Source organism: Mycoplasma sp. 332 (assembly GCF_052378275.1).
Lineage (GTDB): Bacteria > Bacillota_I > Bacilli_A > Mycoplasmatales > Metamycoplasmataceae > Metamycoplasma.
The window spans coordinates 298580-317110 of the sequence record NZ_CP198998.1 but is presented as its reverse complement, the minus strand read 5'-3'; the positions used below and the strand labels follow the sequence as shown (position 1 = coordinate 317110).

Sequence of the window (18531 nt, the reverse complement as noted above, 5' to 3'; positions counted from 1 at the left end):
AGGTGAAAAATGATTAAGTTGGGCAGTCATGTCTCATTTTCAAAACCGGACTATCTATTAGGCGCTGCACGTGAATCACATCATAATAATGCTAACTGCATGATGATTTATCTCGGGCCAAATCAATCCCCTTATCGCGTTGAAGAAAAATACTACAAGTATGATGAGTACAATAAATTTTATGCAGATAAAATTAAATCCGATGATATTATTGTTCATGCACCCTATATCATTAATCCTTCAAACCCGCTAAAAAATAAGTTTGCGATTGATTTTTTAATCTCTGAAATTAAAAGAATGAATTTTATAGGGGCTAAAATAATTGTTTTGCATCCTGGCGCACATACTACTTTTAGCAAAGAAGAAGCTAAAAGTAGCTTAATTTATTCATTAAAAACAGTTTTAGCAAAAACTAATGATGTAACAATCGCCTTAGAAACTATGGCTGGTAATGGAAGTAATTATTGTAATAATTTTGAAATATTAAAAGAAATAATTGAGAAAATTAAATCTGATAGAGTTGCCATATGCCTTGACACATGTCATATATGGGATTCTGGATATGATATTAGGGATTATGATAATTTTAAAAAATATTTAAAAGACAACGATTTTCTAAAGTATATAAAAATTATTCACTTAAATGATTCAAAAAATCCGCTAGGTTCTAAGAAGGACCGCCACGATAATATTGGAAAGGGGTATATTGGTTTAGAAACTTTAAAAAAATTTGTTTATGATCCCGATTTTGATAATATACCCATTATTTTAGAAACACCATACATTGGCGACTTAGCGCCTTATAAAGAGGAAATTGCTTTATTATTAGATAACACAGAGCCTAGTTTATTTTAAAATATCTTTAAGATCGCTTTTTGTAATTTGTCTATTATCTTTGACTAAATCTAAATTTTTTTCTATCCTATTTTAAACACCTAATTTCAAATTTTCTTCATAGTTTTTGCTAAAAAAACAATAATTACACCATTGTTAGAAATATAGTATTTGAGTTGCTTCCTAAAAACAACACATTTTATAACTATGCGCCTAAAACTTGGCGCATAGTTTTTGTTAAACTCAATTTTATCTAAAGTACTGATAATTATCTCATTTCTTTTTTTGTGAGCATACATATTTTAATATTTTCTAATGCAAACCTTCGGACAAACTATTTGAAAGAGAAAATTTAAGATCTATTGTTATAAAATTTAGTTTCCATATCTTTGCTTAATGTACAATATCTATCTCTATGACAAAAGCAATTAACAATTGTTTATCTTACCTTTTTAATATATCTAAAAATTTGTCTCAATCAAATCTTACAGAGGAGGAGATTTTTTATTAGGAAAACTAGAAAAATGAAGTATCTCATCTAATAACATTAGTATTGAACCTCTAAATTCTTTATTATCAATAAATAAAGTAACATCTGTTCTTTGAAATGCGACAAATTTATTTATAGCTAGTTTTTAGTTGCTTAACAACAAAGTTGCATTATTATATTTCGTGGTTTTGACTAATAAGGATTAAAATATATTTATCAAATTTACCCCCTTTTTTTATCTAAAGATATTTCTAAACACTTAAAAGCCGAATGTTCTTCTTCAATCATAATAGATTTAAAATCACTTGATCTATGTGCCCTTATAATTTTTTTGAATATCATCCAAAACCAACAACTCTCTTTTGTATTGTTTAGCCCAATGAAAACACCTTTAGAATTTAGTTTATACTTCGTCATTATAGCAATGCGCCTCGCCCATTTCTTCTAATTTTTTATCTTAAAGGAATTTCATTGAGATAAATATTAATTAAATTAGTAACATCAGAGCTAAAACCATTTACATTCTAATTAGTAGATAGAATTTCTGCCTATTCTTATTTCTTAGCATGTATCAATTTCTTACTAACAAAATCATCATTTACGCGCTGAATGGATTTTTTTACTTTTTGTATTTAAAAAAACTATTTATGTTTTTAATTTATTTTATTGTTCTGTAATATCAATTTTTATTTAATTCTGCTAGCTTTCATATTTACTCATTCATACCCTATGCGTTATTTACAAACACCATTGATCATTAATTGATTTGATGAGAATTATCAAAAAAAAAAAAAAAAAAATGTAAAATACTTACATCAAAATAGTATTTAAAGGAGAAAAATGAAAAAAAGCAAATTACTTTTTCTAGGATTTTTACCTGCTTTGGCAACACCAGTTGTAGCTCTATCATGTGCAAATCCTGCTAAACCAGAAAAACCAGAAAACCCAGCTGAACCAAAGAAACCAGAAAACCCAGAAACAAAAACCCCTCAACAAGAAATGCCTGATAAGAGTAAATCCGATAAAACAACTCCCGATACCGGAGGAACTAGAGATGATTCAAATAATAAATCACAAGAAAAACAAGAAAATAATGAAGAACATAAAAAAAATGAATCTTCAGATGTTCCATCTTCTTTCGAATTGCTAGGATATGATAAAGAAAACATTAAATTAGAGGACTTTAATCGCCAGATTTTCGGACAGGCTGATGTACCAAAAGAATACCAAACACCGCCAACATTTGAATTATTGGGTTTTGGAAGCGCAACTATTGGTGAGGAAGAATTTAGCAGACAAACAAACGGTTTAAAGATAAAAGATACTGATTTCGAGAGTTTTGGTGGAAAATTTGAAAATGATAAATTAACTATTGAATTTAAAACAAATAATGATTCATATTTTAATAAAATAGCTACAATAACAATTGTTGTTAATGCCTTCTAAACATCGTCACAAAAATTTACATCGCAGAAATTAACCTTAACTAACAAAAGAATAAATTCATTTAACAAAAAATTCACTTTTGATTTTTCTTTAAATAGTGAAATTAAATCAGCTACCCATAAGATTCAGTCAATTCGTCTTGTAGAATTAATTATTGATGGTCAAAAGGTTGAACTTTAATATCTTTTAAGAAATCTCAATAAAAAAATTTTAAAAGCAAAGGTAACAAACCTTTGCTTTTAAAATTACTTCAATTATTCTTCGTAATTTTCAGGGCGGCTTAAGATCTTAGAACCATTTTTGGTAACAAGGATTGTATCTTCAATACGAGCCCCGCCCAAATCTTTTACATAAATCCCGGGTTCAACCGTGATAACCATTCCTTCTTCTAATACCACATTGCCCGTTCTTCTGCCAACTCCTGGTAGTTCGTGTACATCGATTCCTACACCATGGCCAGTTGAATGAGTAAAGAATTTACCATATCCTTTTGATTGTATATATTCTCGACAAATTTTATCAATCTCAGATGTTTCAATTCCTGGTTTTACAGCTTCGCGGCCAAGTTTTTGAGCTTCGCTAACAACATCAAGAATCGAAACTAATTCAGCTGACTTGGGTTTTCCAAAGAAAAATGTTCTTGTTATATCGCTAGCTCAACCATTGTATTGCGCTCCGAAATCAATTTTAACAATATCGCCATCAACCAATTTACGATTTGTTGGATGATGATGAGGTTCGGCAGCATTTGTACCAAATGCAACGATTGTTTCAAAGCTTTCTTTTTCAGCACCAAAAAGGCGCATTAAATATCCAAGTTTATTTGATACTTCTAATTCAGTCATGCCTTCAACTAAAATTTTCTTTAATTCCTCTAATGCTTGCAATGAAATTAAACAAGCTTCCTGGATGTAATCGGATTCTTCTTGGTCTTTTATTATTCTAAATTGTTTTCCTTTTACATTATGAAATTTTGCTTTTGGCATCATTTTTTTAAAATATTCAAATGTTTGAACATGCAAATAATCTGATTCAATACCAACATTAGAATATTTTTTCTTGTTTAGAAAATTCGATAGTGTTTCTTCTCCTGACTCCAATAAAATAACTTCAACATTCTTTGCAAATTTAGTTGCATATTCAATATATCTACCATCTACAAATAAAAAGGCTTTTTCTTTCTCAATTACAATAAAACCATCGCTTGTCTGAATACCAGCATATCATAATCTTGTTTGAGGCGCCTCAGAGATAATTGCATCTAGCTTCAATTCTTCGAAAATTTTGGTTATTTGTTGTTTTAGCATTTTAACTCCTAAACTCTATTTATTTTTTTTCTTTATGGTTTGTATGTTCATTACATTTTGGACAATATTTTGTTACTTCCATTTTTTCTGGATGCAACTTTTTATTCTTCTTTGTGATGTAATTTTCCATTTTGCATGACTCACATCTTAATGTTAAACCTTCTCTTGGCATACTTTCTCCTTCTTTTTTAAAATATTTAATTTTTGAATACTTTAAATAACATTATGTATTTTAAAATAATTATAAATTATATTATAATTTGCTATTAATTTACTTTTTTTAATATGTTAAGGATAACATAAAAAAATGATTAATTATTTTTTAAAAAATTATTTAATAACATAACTTTTTATTGCTATTGCTAACTATTAACAAGCGATTAATTATGTGATATTTGTTCTGAATTATTTTTTTGCTCTATATCTTTATTTTCTATACTATCACCTTGGATTGGCTCAATAATAATATTATCTTTTGTTATATCAAGATTCTTGATATCGTCATTATTTTTTTTCGAAATGTCTTCAAGATATTGCTTGGTTATTCCCTTCAAATACTTAACTAAATATATAATGCCGCTAATCCATGACAAAATAAGACCAACAATTAAAGGGATATTAACATAAAGAATATATTTATCATTTGAAACATATTTACCTAAATCATTATCAAAATTAGTAAATCATGGTGCACTAAATGCTATTGCAATAATTGCAAGTGAGACAATAATGGTTTTAATCTTACCTCACCAATTTGCTGCTACTTTAATGTCCTTCTTTACGGCATAAACTCTCGCACCATCAACCAAAATATCACGGATGATAAACAAAACAACAATTGGCAAGAACGAGTAGTTCATTATTGATATAAATAACAACATCATTATTGTCGCAATCTTATCTGCAATTGGATCAAAAATCTTACCAAATTGTGAAATAGTTTTTGTTTTTCGGGCTATATGTCCGTCAATAAAGTCAGTCACCATTGCTATAATAAATATTGAGACATTTAATCAATATATGATTGATAAAGTTATCGGGTATTTTTGATTACCAACAATTTTAATTCCATCATATCAAAATGTTCCATTGTGTTTAATAATTAAAAAGAAAGCGGACGACATTAAAAATATAAAAGGAATCATTAATATTATCCTCAACACTGTTAGTCAATTTGCAATACCAAATTTTTTTATGTGTGGGCTATTATTTTTGCTTTTTTTAATATCTTTAATCTTCTTCATAAAATTGACTCTCAATAGCATTAATTGTCTTTTCTTCTAATGCTATATTTTTCTTATCTTCTGGAATGCCAATATACTGAGTTTCAAAAAAATCTAATGTATCATTAATTTTTTTAGTTCACAAATTTGGTTGAGTTATTGTTAATTTTTCAGCGTGTTCTACAAATAGAGTATACTTCTCATCGTTTTGGAAAGAATATGCAAAATCCTCTCTATTAATTAATTTGGTTAGCAATTTTTTTACACCGTTTTTAATTTGCCCCATTTTAAATTGGGATTCATTTGTGCCAAATTTCTCTAACTGTTTCATACTAAAATCAATGACATATTTATAGGTCATAATATATTCATAATATAACGCCAATGTTTCAGCATTCTTTTTATATTCTAATTTTGCTGCTTTTCTTTTTGCTCTTTTATTTTTCGTAACTTTTCAAGCGATATAAGCAATTATAAGTACTAAAACAATTGCGAGCAAGACATACACAATAGTTTGTCCATTACCCATATTTTTCTCCTTAATTATATTTTAAAAATTATATATTAATATCATCCAAACTACAAAACAATGTTAATTGTTTTTTGTCTTATATAAAATCAAAGCTTCAAAAGGGTTTAGTTCTTTTGGAATTTCTGAGTAGAATTTATTAGCATATGAACTTGCTAAAATTTTATAACCATAAAGCGGAGTTATCTTCTGATGCTTTGATGTCAAATTTGTAATCAATACCATCCTCTGTTCGTTAAGTTTTTTGCTAAATTTAAATATACCATGACTTTGTTTAATATTTCATACACCCTTTATGAAATAAGAAGAAAATTTGGAATTTAAAGAGAGTTTATTCAAGAAATAAACAAAGTTTATTGTGCTATCTTTATTAATAATTTGTTCCTCTACATTGTTACTTTCTAAATTAATTGGGTAAAAAATATTAGTATTTTCATTGCTTTTTATTTTTTGTCCATTTCAAGGCATTTGAATATAAGATGATCATTTATTGAAATAACAATTATATTTATGATATTCATTTAAACTTATATTTTTATATTGGAGAAATCTTTTTTCCTCATTATAATCTTCGTTGTTAAATGTGAAACGTTGGTTGAATTTAGCACGCAAGGCACCTATTTCATCGCCATAATAAAAACCTATTGAATGATTGCCACTATATAAAAATACAAAGAAACTTTTTGTTGATTCATTTAGGTAAGCCTTTTCATTAGCTCATTTAGAAAAGAAACGACCTGATAAATCAGAGCCGAATGATAATATCACATTTGAATGATTTTTAAAATTAGCTACAAATCTATATAAGGATTTAAAACTCATTTTATTCTTGAAATGTTTTTCTAATGCATCATTATTGCCAATAACAGACATTCAAGTTAAATACAAATAATCTAGGCATTTATTGTCGACCATTAGCATCTTTTTATATAGACTGAAGTTATTATTACTGGTTTTAAAAATTACATTAATATTGCTATTTTTACGCTTGATAATCTTATATAAATCATTAATAAATTTTAATTTTTCTTCCTCCTTTAAGCCTTCAAAAGCAAGAAATTCAAAATTATCAAGTATAACAGTTGATACATTAAGTTGCAAGTAGAAACCTAAAACTGATTCAAAATATTTAATAAAATCAGATAACTCATATAATGATGTTTTTTCAAATTCTTTATTAATTAAATATGTATCTAATTTTGTTAAGTATCTATTTGACTCATAATAATTCAAATTATATAAACTCATCATATTATTTCAGTTAACAAAAGCTTGTCTTACTTCTTTTAAATTTATAATTGGAGCTACTTCAATTTGATTATTTTTAAATGTTTCAACAAGCTTTGCAAAATCCTTAATTGAACCATACCTTTTTTTTATTAGTCCAAGATCAAATCTATTTTCATATAGTTTTAGAATATCTTCAAAGCATATAACATTAACACTTAAATTTTTGAAATACTCCAATTTACTCATAACCCCTTTAAAATCACCAAAATTGCTTCCATTGGTGTCAACAAAATTTTCAACTTTTAGCTCATATAAGATGATTTTTTTACCTAAATTAACCATTAATAAATCCTTAATCTCAATAATTTTATACTCAATAAATCAATAAGCGTATCTGGTAAAATGTTGCCTTTTTTAAAATCTAGATCAATATTTGCTAAATCAATGATTAACTGATTTAATGTGTTAGTGTCAATTCTATTAAAAAAGTCATAGTGAAGTTTGACACGATATATATGAATATTAAGCATTTTTGCTATTTCATCATTAGTTAATTTTGTTGATTTTAATATTCCAATTGTTTTTGCATTAAGCAATATCGCTGATATTTGTGATATCACATAATTGTGCTCAATCCCGTAGCTAATCTGTTCGTTTATCTTTTTTATAATAGTTTTTGTGTCTTGACATTTTAACATTGCCTCACTTAGGGCAAAATCGATATTATTAGATACTGCATAATTATTATCATTAATCATTTTTTCGCTTATATCTTTATTTATTAATAGCAATTTATCAATTTCTGATTCTATTATTTCTAGATTATGTGGTAGCATTGATAGCAAATCAATAAGGACCTTATCCTTGATTGTTCCGCCTTTTGTTTTAATCATTTTATAAACAAAAGAAAATAATTCCTTATCGCTAATTTTTTCGATATTAATAGTAGTGCTATTATCATTTATAAATGCAAAAGCTCTTGATGCTAAAAAAGATTTATCATACTTATTTATTTCCTGTGTAAAAATAAGAATTAGATTAGCATCACTTAGTGATGCATTAATTATTTTTATAAACTCATCAATACACAAACCATTAACATATTTATTTTTTATATTAAATATAAAGGGATTTTTAAATAAAATGATTTTTTTATTTAAAAAAAGGGAATTGTTATTTAATGCATCTGATAATTCTTCTAATGTAAAAAAATCATAAAATTTAACTATCTCGATATCACCTGCTTCAATAGTTTTTTCTTTGTTTATTATTTCATTAATTTTTTTATTTATCAAAAAATTTTCATTGCCTTTAATTAGGTACATACTAATTTATTATATTATAATAAGGACATTTTTTGGTATAATAAACTAATATTATTTACAATTTATTTATTTAAGATTGGAGCATTAAAGAAATGTCAGGACATTCAAAATGAGCAACTACCAAACATCATAAAGCTGCAATGGATTCAAAGAGAGCACAAATGTTTCAAAAATTTTCTAAAGAAATTATTGTAGCAGCAACAATTGGCGGCCCAGATCCAGATTCAAATCCAGCACTAAAATTAGCAATTGCTAAGGCAAAGGCAAAATCGATGCCCAAAGCAAATATTGAAAAAGCAATCTCAAAAGTTTCGGGTGGGTCAAAGGAAGGCGCTAACTTTCAAGGATATCTATATTCAGGAACAGCCTTTGGCGGCATAAATTTTGTAGTAAGTTGTTTAAGCGATAACTTTAACCGTTTATCATCTAACATTAAACACTATTTTAATAAATATAATGGACAGCTAGGAAAACAAGGTACTGTTCCGTATGTTTTTGACCAAAAAGGATTAATTGAATTTCCAATTTCATTAGCTTCTGAAGAAGAAGTAATGACTACCGTTTTGGAAGCCGGCGCTGAAGATTTTAAGGTTGAAGATGACTTATATGTTATTATTACCCATCCATCAGATTTTCAAAAAGTCAAACAATCTCTTGATGAGATTCTAAAAATTGATAACTATTCAACTGCTGAAGTTACATATATTCCAAATAGCGAGGTTGAAATTGATGAAGAAAAAATGGGGCAACTCGAAAAATTCGTCGACTTACTTGAAGATGATGAAGATGTTCAGGAAGTTTGACATAATGCAACAACTATTGAATAAAAATTAGTTCTACTTAATAATTATTAATATTTAAAACCTTTTTCACACCAAGAGAAAGGTTTTAAAAATGCACAAAATAAACTTGTAAAATTTTTTCAGACAGTTTAGCTCATATTAAGAATTTGACTTGACAAAATCTTAATATGGGCATTTTTTTATAATGCAATTCCTTCGTTATTATATTAATTTACAAACTCTTTAATTTTCTTGATAAATCGTTAAAAAATCATTTTTCAGACATCTTTTGTTGAAACTTAAAAGAATTTCGGATTTCAATATTGAAAAAATATCCTATCTCTCTATTATCTAAGCTATTAATTATGTTTCCGTTTATTTCCAAAACTTTATTTTTAGAAAAATAAAAAACAAATTTTAGATTTTTATTTTAAATTCATTTTGAAAAAAAGAAATTCAAAGGCATGATTTAAAAAGGAAAAAATATTCGAGATGCCAAAATTTATTCTCTTTAAATATTGCTTGTTTATTATGAGATTTGATTTATTTTCTTAATACTTTCCTTATTTTTTCCCATATTAGATAAAAACATTTGTGTATTATTAAAAATTTGATTTATGAAATTAAAAATAAACAAAAAGAAATTTATTCTAACTGCCTCATTTTTTATTATTTCATCAGTTGTACTTATTAGTGGCGTTGTAGTTAAAACAGAAATTATAGATAAATGACATCATAACAAATCTTCTTTTAAAAGTAATTATATAACTGTTTTTATTGAAGGTGCAGTGGAATATCCGGGTGAATATACTTTAAAGGATGGAGCAAATTATTTTGATTTAATAAGAGAAAGTATTTTAAAAAGTGGTGCAGATTTACAAAAGATAAATAAATCACAGTTGTTAAAAAACAATGAAAGAGTTTTTATTCCCTTTACTAAAAATAAAAAATTAAAGATAACAGATATCAATGATTTGCAAATTTTAATAAATTTAGGAATTAAAACAAATATTGCAAAAAAAGTTTTTGAATATATTAAAGAAAGGAATGTTAAGAATTGAGATGATTTATTACAACTACCAGGCATTGGTGAAAAAACTTATCAAATATTAACAGAAAATATAGATATATAGATATTCTATTAATATCGTCCATCAGTTCTTTTTTAATATTTATACTAATATTGAGAATTGAAATTATTTTAATTTCACTAGCTTTAATAATGATTTGCATTTTCAATTTTTTTAATATTAAATTTTGAATTACATTTTTCATTTTTAGCTCAATTATTTTTTTAAGCTATGTAGTTTACCAGTCAATTTTTGCAAAAATTGACGGGATAAAATTAGATAATAATTTAAATATGATTAGAGAATATAAAACCTATCTAATATTCAAATATAAGGAGGCTTATTTTAAAGTTTTTAAGACCAAAAGCATTATAGATATTGCTTTTATGAACAACTATGAGTATACATTTCATATCAAAGGAACACTTATTTTAAATAAGAATTTAAGCTCGTTTGAAGTTGCAAATAGGCTATTTTTTAATCTCATTAATTCAAATATTGAATTTATTAAAAAAAATGAAAAATTATCAATTTTTAACACAAAAAACCACATAGTTATAGATTATCTTAATATCATCATTTTCAACAATTATAATCAAGCTAATAACATATATAAAAAGCTTAGTGATCTTAATATTATTCACTTTTTCACTATTAGCGGATTTCATTTTAATTTTAATTTAATTTATCTATTTATATCCAAAATAATTAGAAGAATTAAAAATGGCTATTTTATTGAAGATTTTATCGCTATTCCTCTATTGATTATTTATTTAATATCAATCGAATTTCATGTAAGTGCAACAAGGTCTTTAATCTTTTTAATATTAGCATATCTAAATAAAATTATTTTTAACAAAAAAATAAACAATATTGCACTATTAGCAATAACGGGTTTAATAATGGTTTTTTACAATCCATTTATAATGTTTTCATACTCTTTCATTTTATCATTTTTGATTACACTATCCATATTTATTACAATTTTTGTTTTAACAAAACAAGGATATTTTGTCAAAACAATTGCGGTATTTTTAATTGCACATATTTATTCCACTTTAATAATTCACACTTTTAATAAAAACTATAATATTTTTTCTTTTTTTATTCAACTTCTGTTTATTCCAATTATTTCCTTAAACTACATTATTACACTTCTATTTTTTAGGATAAATATCATTATTGAAAATACCATCCTTTGATTTGATGCGTTCATTGACATAATTAGTGAATCAAACATAATCATAAAATTTGATACATCATGATTAATATGCTTTATATTTAGTATAGCCTTATTAAAGGCTTATAAAATAAAACTCCATAGCCAACTAAGGTTAGGAGTTTGATAAATTTAGCATTAATTTTAAATCATCTTCATTAATTATTGTTATACCAAGTTTTTGCGCCTTAGATAGCTTGCTTCCTGCCTTTTCGCCAATTAATAGGTAGGCTATATTAGCGGAAATAGACGAAAGTACCTCGCCGCCGTTTTCCACAATAAGTTTTTCAAAATAACTTCTAGGTTTTGTAAGTTTGCCTGTTATAACAAAAGATTTATTATTTAGGATATTGGTTATTGCTTTTTGTTCATATGATGGATTTATACCATGTTCAATTAATTTTTTAATTAAACTTATGTTTTCTTCATTGGAGAATCATTCTATTAATTGTTTAGTAATCTTATCACCAAAATCATAAAAATCTCTAAACACTTCAAAATTAAAATTTAAGGCATTTTCTAGTTTTAGAATTTTTGAAGCAATAATATTCGCAGTTCTTTTTCCGACTAATGGGATTGATAAACCAAATATCAAATTTTCAAGTGGTTTAGTTTTAATATCCTCAATTGATTTTAAAATTTTGTTTATTGACAAATATCCAAATCTTTCCAATTTAATTAATTCATCACGATGTTTATGAAGATTAAAGATATCCAATATATTATTTATAAAACCATTTTTGTAAAAATATATGATATTTTTTTCACCAAGTGAATTAATATCAAGCGCCTCTTTTGAAGCAAAATGAATAAGTTTTCTAACTTTTATTTCTTGGCAATCTTGATTCAAACAATATTGTTCCAATCCTGTTTCATTAAATAACAAAACGTTATTACAATATGGGCATACCTTAAATGGGTCTAGCTTCTCTAAATTATGTTTATTAGCCAAACCTATAACGCATGGAATAATCTCACCAGATTTTTTTATGTATATTTCATCACCAATATTTATATCTAGATTTTTAATAAATTCATAATTATTAAGCGTTGCAAAACATACTTTTGTTCCTGACAACTCAACTTCTTGCAATAAAGCGTTATATGTAACTAAGCCAGTCCGACCAACAGTAATAAAAATATCTTTTAATATGGTGGAAACAACATCAGGCTCATATTTAAAAGCAATTGCTGAATGAGGGAATTTTGCTGTTTCACCTAATTTATCATAAAATTTGAGCTCATTAAGTTTTATGACTATGCCATCAGTTTCATAGTTAAATAATAACTTTTTAGTCTTGAATTCCTCAATAAATTGTTCTATTTCTTTAATAGAAGAAACAAGGATTGATTGCTCTGTAACACAAAAACCCAACTTTTTTAAAAATTCAAATGATTCATACATAGTTTGAATATTATGTTTTTCCGGTGCAACAACATAATATAAGAAGGATGAAAGATTTCTTTCTTTTACAATTTGTGGGTCCAATTGGCGTAAAGTACCAGCAGCAACATTGCGTGGATTAGCCATAGCCGTTTTATTTTCACTAAGCAATTTTTCGTTTATTTTCTTAAACTCATCAATAGGAAGAAAAATTTCACCTCTAACCTCAAGGGGCTTTTTATAATTAATTATTTTTGGAATATTATCTATTTGCAAAACATTATTGGTAACATCTTCGCCAATTAACCCATTGCCCCTTGTCACTGCTTGCATTAACTTGCCTTGATTATATTTAATAGAAATTGAGAGCCCGTCAATTTTTGGTTCAATAAAAAAAGAAAAATGCGAGGTTACCTTTTTAATATTATCAATAAATTTTTGGATTTCTGCAATGGTATATGCCTTATTTAAAGAAAGCATTGATTTATCATGCTTAACCTTAGCAAAATTTTTAGATACATTAGCATTAATTTTATTGGTTGGCGACTGCTCTAATTCTTCTTTTAAAAAAAGATGTTTATATTGCAATTCCAATCTTTTTAATTGATTAAATTCAATATCATAAATTTCATCAGAAACTAACGGTTTATCAAAATCATAATAATATTTATCTCATTGGCTTATTTTTTGTTGTAATTCTAGTATTTTTTTTCTTGTTTCAAAATCTTTCTCATTCATATTAAACCTTTTGAAATGAAGCAATTCACCATGATGGTAAAGCAATATGGTCTATAGCACATATTACAACCAATGCAGTTAGAGTCATTAATATTAGCGTAGCAATCAAATCTCTTCAATTAGGAACTAATTGACGATAATAGGTTCTTTTTGCATATGGTTCATATCCTCTTGAAGTCATAGCATCAGCTAAATCATTAGCCTTATTAAAGGATGAAACAAAAAGTGGGACCATTAGGACAATGAAAGATTTTATTTTATCCTTAAAATTACCATTTTTAAAATCTACTCCTCGGCTTGACTGAGCCTTCATAATTCTTCCTGATTCTTCTAACAAGGTAGGAATAAATCTTAAGGCAATGGATATAATCATCGTTATTATTTCAGTCGGTACTCTAAATATTTTTAACGGATATAGCAGATCATTGATTGCTCTCGTTAATAAAACAGGTTTTGTTGTTACTGTCAAAATTGTTGTTATTAATACAACGCCATAAATTCTCAAAAGTATTGTAAAAGTTCGATGAATTGAGAATAATGACAATTGAAATATCGAATTAACATCGTTGTTAGGAGCAAAATATACTACATTAACTATTAATTTACCGCGATAAATCACAAAAGCGTCAGCATTTGTTTCTGTTGAAAGAGGAACATATTTATCAATTTCGTAATACATCACCGCGCCCTTAACAGTTAGCATATTAATGACCAGGAGAAAAATAGCAATATAGATAGGAAACTTAATTTTTTTAAAAATAGAAATTACTGATTTAGTAGAAATACCATATAAAACCATACTAATAATTACTAAAATTGATAATGTAATATAATGTTCAGAAATAAAAAACAAAATTATAAATAGTATGTTAGCTAAAAATTTCAGTCGGGGATCAAGTCTATGAATTGGCGTCTGTATATTGAGATATTTGCCAATAATTGTTTTATCCATATTTATAGCTCCTTTTTATTTTTTTCACTTAATTATGTTATTTATTTTATCTGCCAATTCTTCAATATTTGTTACTTTTCCAATATTAAAACCAGCATTATTTAGCCTTTCTACATATGATAATAATTTTGTGGGAATTAAATTATTATCTAATAATAGTTTATTATCACTTAGAATATCATAAGTATTACCGTCTTTAATAATCTTCCCATCCTTAACAAATAAGGTTCTATTTGTTCATTTAAGAGCATTATCTAAATCGTGTGTAACAATAATAATAGTTGTGCCTTGCTTATATAAATTATAAAACAGCTGGAGCATTTCTTCAACACCCTGCGGGTCCAAACCAGCAGTAGGTTCATCTAAAACAAGAAATCTTGGCTCCATAGCAAGAATACCTGCTAAAGCAACTCTTCTTTTTTGCCCTCCTGATAAATCAAAGGGGCTTCTTTTAAGATAATCAATTGGTAGACCGACCATCTCAATATATTTAGCCGCTAATTCCTTAGCTTTGTCTTTTTTAATACCCATTGAAACGGGTCCAAAAATAATGTCTTTTTCAATAGTAGATTCAAATAATTGATATTCAGCAAATTGAAATACAACTCCAACTTGTTTTCTTAATGCTTTAACATTTTTGATTTTTCTTTTACTTTTGATAATATCAATATCAGTATATGCTATTTCAACACGATCACTTTTTTTAGTTTTTTGAAACTTCTCTAAATTCTTTATATATTCATTTAATTTAGCTTGGTATGTTTCATCATTATCATCACTTTGTTTTTTTGGTTTAGATGGCTTTTTGGCTTTCTTAAACAAAGGGACATCACTAAAATGCAGTAAACCTTCATCGGGTAATATTAATGCATTAAGATGCTCTATTAATGTAGTTTTACCAGAGCCGGTTGGCCCAATAATTGAAATTGCTTCTGATTCATTAATTTCCACTGATACACCATCTAGCACCTTAATATATGTAGGAAGCTTTTTGTTATATTCCTTTGAAATATTGTCTACTTTAATTTGCATAATGTCTCCAATAATTTTTTATCGTCATATGTTGGCTCAATTCCGTGAATCATTTCACTAAGTTTGTATATAAAAGGTGAATCTATTTTTGCAATTTCAATTATTTGTTTGTTATTTAAAATTTCAATAGGTTTTCCTTGAGCTATCACATGGCCACCTGAAAAGACAATTAACTTATCAGCTAACAAAGCTTCATCCATATCATGAGTGATCGAAATTAAAGTTTTATTGGTGTTGGAATGCAGATCATGAATTATTTTGTAAATGTCATTGCGGCCTCTAGGGTCTAACATTGAAGTTATTTCATCAAAAATAATAATTTTAGGATCTAATGCAAGAGTAGAAGCAATGGCTACTCTTTGCTTTTGACCTCCCGATAAATTTTGAGGTTCCCTATCTAAAAAATTGCCCATTCCTACTTCATTGGCATATTTTCTTACAATTACGTTCATTTCATCATATGACATTTTTTTATTTTCTAAGCCAAAAGCAATATCATCTTCAACAGTAGCGCCTATAAATTGATTATCTGGATTTTGATAAACAATACCAATTTTTTTTCTAATTTCCGCCAAATTTTCAGAATTTATTTCTAGACCATCAATAATAATTTTCCCAGATGAAGCTTTGTAAATTGCGGCAAGTAGTTTTGAAAAAGTGCTCTTTCCTGAACCATTATGTCCCAAAATGGCAACATATTGCCCATCTTCAATTGTAAAATTAATATTATCTAAGGCATATTTTTTAGCACCAGGATATTTATAACAAAGTTTTTTAATTTCAATCATAGTGATAATTATAAATATAATATTAATTTTATTTTTCAAAAATGCTTAAATTGACATTTTATTGTATACAATAAAATATATAAAAAAACTATATAAATCAACAACTATAAACATATTATTTAACTTCTTTTAATGCAAAAACCCAAGTGTCGTAGTTTCTTATAACTAATAGTTTTTTATAAATATTCTGCTTTTTTAAAATATAGTTTGGCTAAAAACAAACAAATTAAAAAATATTTTTAGATAAAACCGTTAAATTGCAACAAAAATGGGCCACCTAACATATATAGTAAAATGTTATAGGTGGTCTTATTATGCATGAAATAGAATTAAACTATTTTCAATTAAATAGAAAACGAAAATTAGATGTTATAACTACATATTCTAATTTAACAAATAAGCAATTATCTTTAAAAGCAAAATGTTCAATATCAACCATAAAAAGATTAAAACAAAAATTAAGAAATGCTAAATTATGCAAAAAAGAGGTTAACTTAGCACATGGCAATCAATGAGGCGATAGAAAAAAGATTTACAGTAATGATTTAATTATCAATTATGGAAAAAAATACGAAAGTGAAAAATTAATTGCTGGAACAAAAAATAGTTCTTGTAATTCATATATGTCTTACCGTTTGTTTTATGAGAGAATAGCTAATGTAAAAATATCATATAGTCAATTAACAAGAAGACTTACGCAAAGCGGATTTCTAAGTGCTTTTGCTCATAAAAATACAATAAAAAGACAAAAAACTTTTGTAAAAAAATATATACCTTATAAGCCAAATATTTTGCCTAAAGAAAAGATTGCAAAACCAACCATAATCTCAAAAAGAAAATTAGTAAATATGGGCGAATGTGTTGAACTTGATGGATTTATTCATTTTTATGTTGATCAAACCTTATGAACAATTGTTGCATGTATCGATGTTTCAACTTCAAAAGTTTTATCACTTTATTTTGACGAAAAAGCCGAATCAGTAAAAGGTTATCAAATTATTATTCAAGATATGATTAATAAATATGGGATACCAAAAGTAATGATTAGCGATAATAGAATGAATTTTCATAATAACCTTGAATCTAGCGCTATTTTGTATGATGCAGTCACAAAATTAGGTACTGAATTTATAACAACATCAGTATCTAATGAAAAACCACATATAGAAAGTTTTTGGAGAATTGCACATAATAGAATTCCGATATTTTTAAAAGATAGAAATATTAAAACAAACCAAGACGCTAATAAATATAGATGCGAAATTATTGCAATGCTTAATGATATAAAAACAAGAAAATCAATTACCGATTCTGAAAAAAATGAATTTAGAAAACCAAACAGCGCAACTCTTGAAGCTTATTTTGATTTGCCAATTAAAAGACAAATTTTTAATGGAATTGTAACATTTAAAAATAAAAAATATATTCCTAAAAATGAAAAAAATCAAAAAATAAAAGTCACATCAAAAAATGATGCAACTTTTATGATCGGTGCAGATCAACAATACTATTTTCACATAAACAATAAAAGATATAAAGCTTTTGAATTAAATGAAAATGACATTCAAATGTATGAGAAAATAGCATATAGTAAAAAGCTTCCTCTTGAAATATCGGTGGTTAAAAAAATTGTGAAACATCAAGAAGCCGGATATTACTACAATCAAATGTTATCTAAAAAAACAGAAATTTTAGAATCTTTTGTTAAAACTGGTCTTATTTCACAAAGAGAAATAGATTTAATGCGATCAATTAATGAAGATTTAGAAAAAATAAGAAGAGATATAAATAAAATTGTAATTTTATAATAAATTATTCTATTCCTAAAAGTAGAGCTATTTTTTTATATTTTTTTATTAGAAATTATGCAAAATGTATAATTAAACAAATTCAAAATATCGGTGGCTCATTTTTCACGCTAATTAATGCAAATTAAAAAATATTTTTAGATAAAACAAAAATTATAGTTTATAATATATAACGCTAATTGCGAGTGTAGTTTAATGGTAGAACTTTAGCCTTCCAAGCTAACTACGTGGGTTCGATTCCCATCACTTGCACCAGTTGCGGATGTAGTTCAATGGTAGAACATCAGGTTGCCAATCTGAATACGAGGGTCCGATTCCCTTCATCCGCACCATTTCAAAAAAACTTGGGAAACCAAGTTTTTTTGATTTAACTA

The 18531-nt window shown here is 26.4% G+C and carries 16 protein-coding genes and 2 tRNA genes; 8 read left to right on the top strand and 10 right to left on the bottom strand.

Annotated features, from left to right (window positions below):
• The first annotated feature begins 9 nt into the window (after nt 1–9).
• Together ACT1UH_RS01345 and ACT1UH_RS01340 are read left to right on the top strand one after the other, a co-directional pair.
• The gene (locus ACT1UH_RS01345; RefSeq protein WP_438340841.1) at nt 10–855 is read left to right on the top strand and encodes a deoxyribonuclease IV; all 846 of its coding nucleotides are present in this window, start codon (nt 10–12) and stop codon (nt 853–855) included.
• A gap of 1309 nt (nt 856–2164) precedes the next feature.
• Complete coding sequence (locus ACT1UH_RS01340; RefSeq protein ID WP_444705136.1) at nt 2165–2770, top strand: hypothetical protein; 606 nt, start codon at nt 2165–2167, stop codon at nt 2768–2770.
• Between the two features lie 254 nt (nt 2771–3024).
• Here the strand turns inward: ACT1UH_RS01340 and ACT1UH_RS01335 are convergent, their stop codons facing one another.
• The 6 genes from ACT1UH_RS01335 to holA form a co-directional block, all read right to left on the bottom strand.
• A complete protein-coding gene (locus tag ACT1UH_RS01335; protein WP_438340839.1) occupies nt 3025–4077 on the bottom strand; it encodes an aminopeptidase P family protein in 1053 nt (350 codons plus the stop codon).
• A 19-nt stretch (nt 4078–4096) separates the two neighbouring features.
• Complete coding sequence (rpmG, locus tag ACT1UH_RS01330; RefSeq protein WP_438340838.1) at nt 4097–4249, bottom strand: 50S ribosomal protein L33; 153 nt, start codon at nt 4247–4249, stop codon at nt 4097–4099.
• A 208-nt stretch (nt 4250–4457) separates the two neighbouring features.
• Entirely contained in the window at nt 4458–5321 is an 864-nt protein-coding gene (pgsA, locus tag ACT1UH_RS01325; protein WP_444705135.1) for a CDP-diacylglycerol--glycerol-3-phosphate 3-phosphatidyltransferase, read from the bottom strand.
• A complete protein-coding gene (locus tag ACT1UH_RS01320; protein WP_444705134.1) occupies nt 5308–5829 on the bottom strand; it encodes an MHJ_0274 family protein in 522 nt (173 codons plus the stop codon). Before ACT1UH_RS01320 ends, pgsA begins: the two co-directional genes overlap by 14 nt.
• A gap of 63 nt (nt 5830–5892) precedes the next feature.
• Nucleotides 5893–7401 (bottom strand): alpha-amylase family glycosyl hydrolase, encoded by a 1509-nt coding sequence (locus tag ACT1UH_RS01315; protein WP_444705133.1) that lies wholly within the window; start codon nt 7399–7401, stop codon nt 5893–5895.
• Nucleotides 7401–8384: a DNA polymerase III subunit delta gene (holA, locus tag ACT1UH_RS01310; RefSeq protein WP_444705132.1), complete on the bottom strand. Its 984-nt coding sequence runs from the start codon at nt 8382–8384 to the stop codon at nt 7401–7403. The genes ACT1UH_RS01315 and holA overlap by 1 nt, the downstream gene beginning before the upstream one ends.
• A gap of 92 nt (nt 8385–8476) precedes the next feature.
• Between holA and ACT1UH_RS01305 the strand changes: the two genes are divergently transcribed.
• From ACT1UH_RS01305 to ACT1UH_RS01295, 3 genes are all read left to right on the top strand, one after another.
• Entirely contained in the window at nt 8477–9211 is a 735-nt protein-coding gene (locus ACT1UH_RS01305; protein ID WP_438340833.1) for a YebC/PmpR family DNA-binding transcriptional regulator, read from the top strand.
• A 572-nt stretch (nt 9212–9783) separates the two neighbouring features.
• On the top strand, nt 9784–10299 hold the full coding sequence (locus tag ACT1UH_RS01300; protein WP_444705131.1) for an MAG0490 family ComEA-like DNA-binding protein: 516 nt from the start codon (nt 9784–9786) through the stop codon (nt 10297–10299).
• Nucleotides 10224–11585 (top strand): MAG0480 family ComEC-like protein, encoded by a 1362-nt coding sequence (locus ACT1UH_RS01295; RefSeq protein ID WP_444705130.1) that lies wholly within the window; start codon nt 10224–10226, stop codon nt 11583–11585. Before ACT1UH_RS01300 ends, ACT1UH_RS01295 begins: the two co-directional genes overlap by 76 nt.
• On the opposite strand, the gene ligA is transcribed toward ACT1UH_RS01295, so the two are convergent.
• From ligA to ACT1UH_RS01275, 4 genes are read right to left on the bottom strand one after another with little or no spacing between them, the layout of a single operon-like run.
• Nucleotides 11571–13577 carry an NAD-dependent DNA ligase LigA gene (ligA, locus tag ACT1UH_RS01290; RefSeq protein WP_444705129.1) on the bottom strand — a complete coding sequence of 669 codons (2007 nt, stop codon included), beginning with the start codon at nt 13575–13577 and terminating at the stop codon, nt 11571–11573. The two genes, ACT1UH_RS01295 and ligA, sit on opposite strands and share 15 nt — an antisense overlap.
• 1 nt (nt 13578) lies before the next feature.
• Nucleotides 13579–14529, bottom strand: coding sequence for an energy-coupling factor transporter transmembrane component T family protein (locus ACT1UH_RS01285; protein WP_438340829.1), 951 nt, complete (start codon nt 14527–14529; stop codon nt 13579–13581).
• A 15-nt stretch (nt 14530–14544) separates the two neighbouring features.
• Entirely contained in the window at nt 14545–15561 is a 1017-nt protein-coding gene (locus tag ACT1UH_RS01280) for an ATP-binding cassette domain-containing protein (RefSeq protein ID WP_444705128.1), read from the bottom strand.
• Complete coding sequence (locus ACT1UH_RS01275; RefSeq protein WP_444705127.1) at nt 15546–16349, bottom strand: energy-coupling factor transporter ATPase; 804 nt, start codon at nt 16347–16349, stop codon at nt 15546–15548. The genes ACT1UH_RS01280 and ACT1UH_RS01275 overlap by 16 nt, the downstream gene beginning before the upstream one ends.
• Before the next feature lie 314 nt (nt 16350–16663).
• On the opposite strand from ACT1UH_RS01275, the gene ACT1UH_RS01270 reads away from it, so the two are divergent.
• From ACT1UH_RS01270 to ACT1UH_RS01260, 3 genes are all read left to right on the top strand, one after another.
• On the top strand, nt 16664–18157 hold the full coding sequence (locus tag ACT1UH_RS01270; protein WP_444704989.1) for a hypothetical protein: 1494 nt from the start codon (nt 16664–16666) through the stop codon (nt 18155–18157).
• Nucleotides 18158–18338: 181 nt separating this feature from the next.
• Nucleotides 18339–18412, top strand: a tRNA-Gly gene (locus tag ACT1UH_RS01265).
• Between the two features lie 3 nt (nt 18413–18415).
• Nucleotides 18416–18489, top strand: a tRNA-Gly gene (locus ACT1UH_RS01260).
• Nucleotides 18490–18531 lie beyond the last annotated feature (42 nt).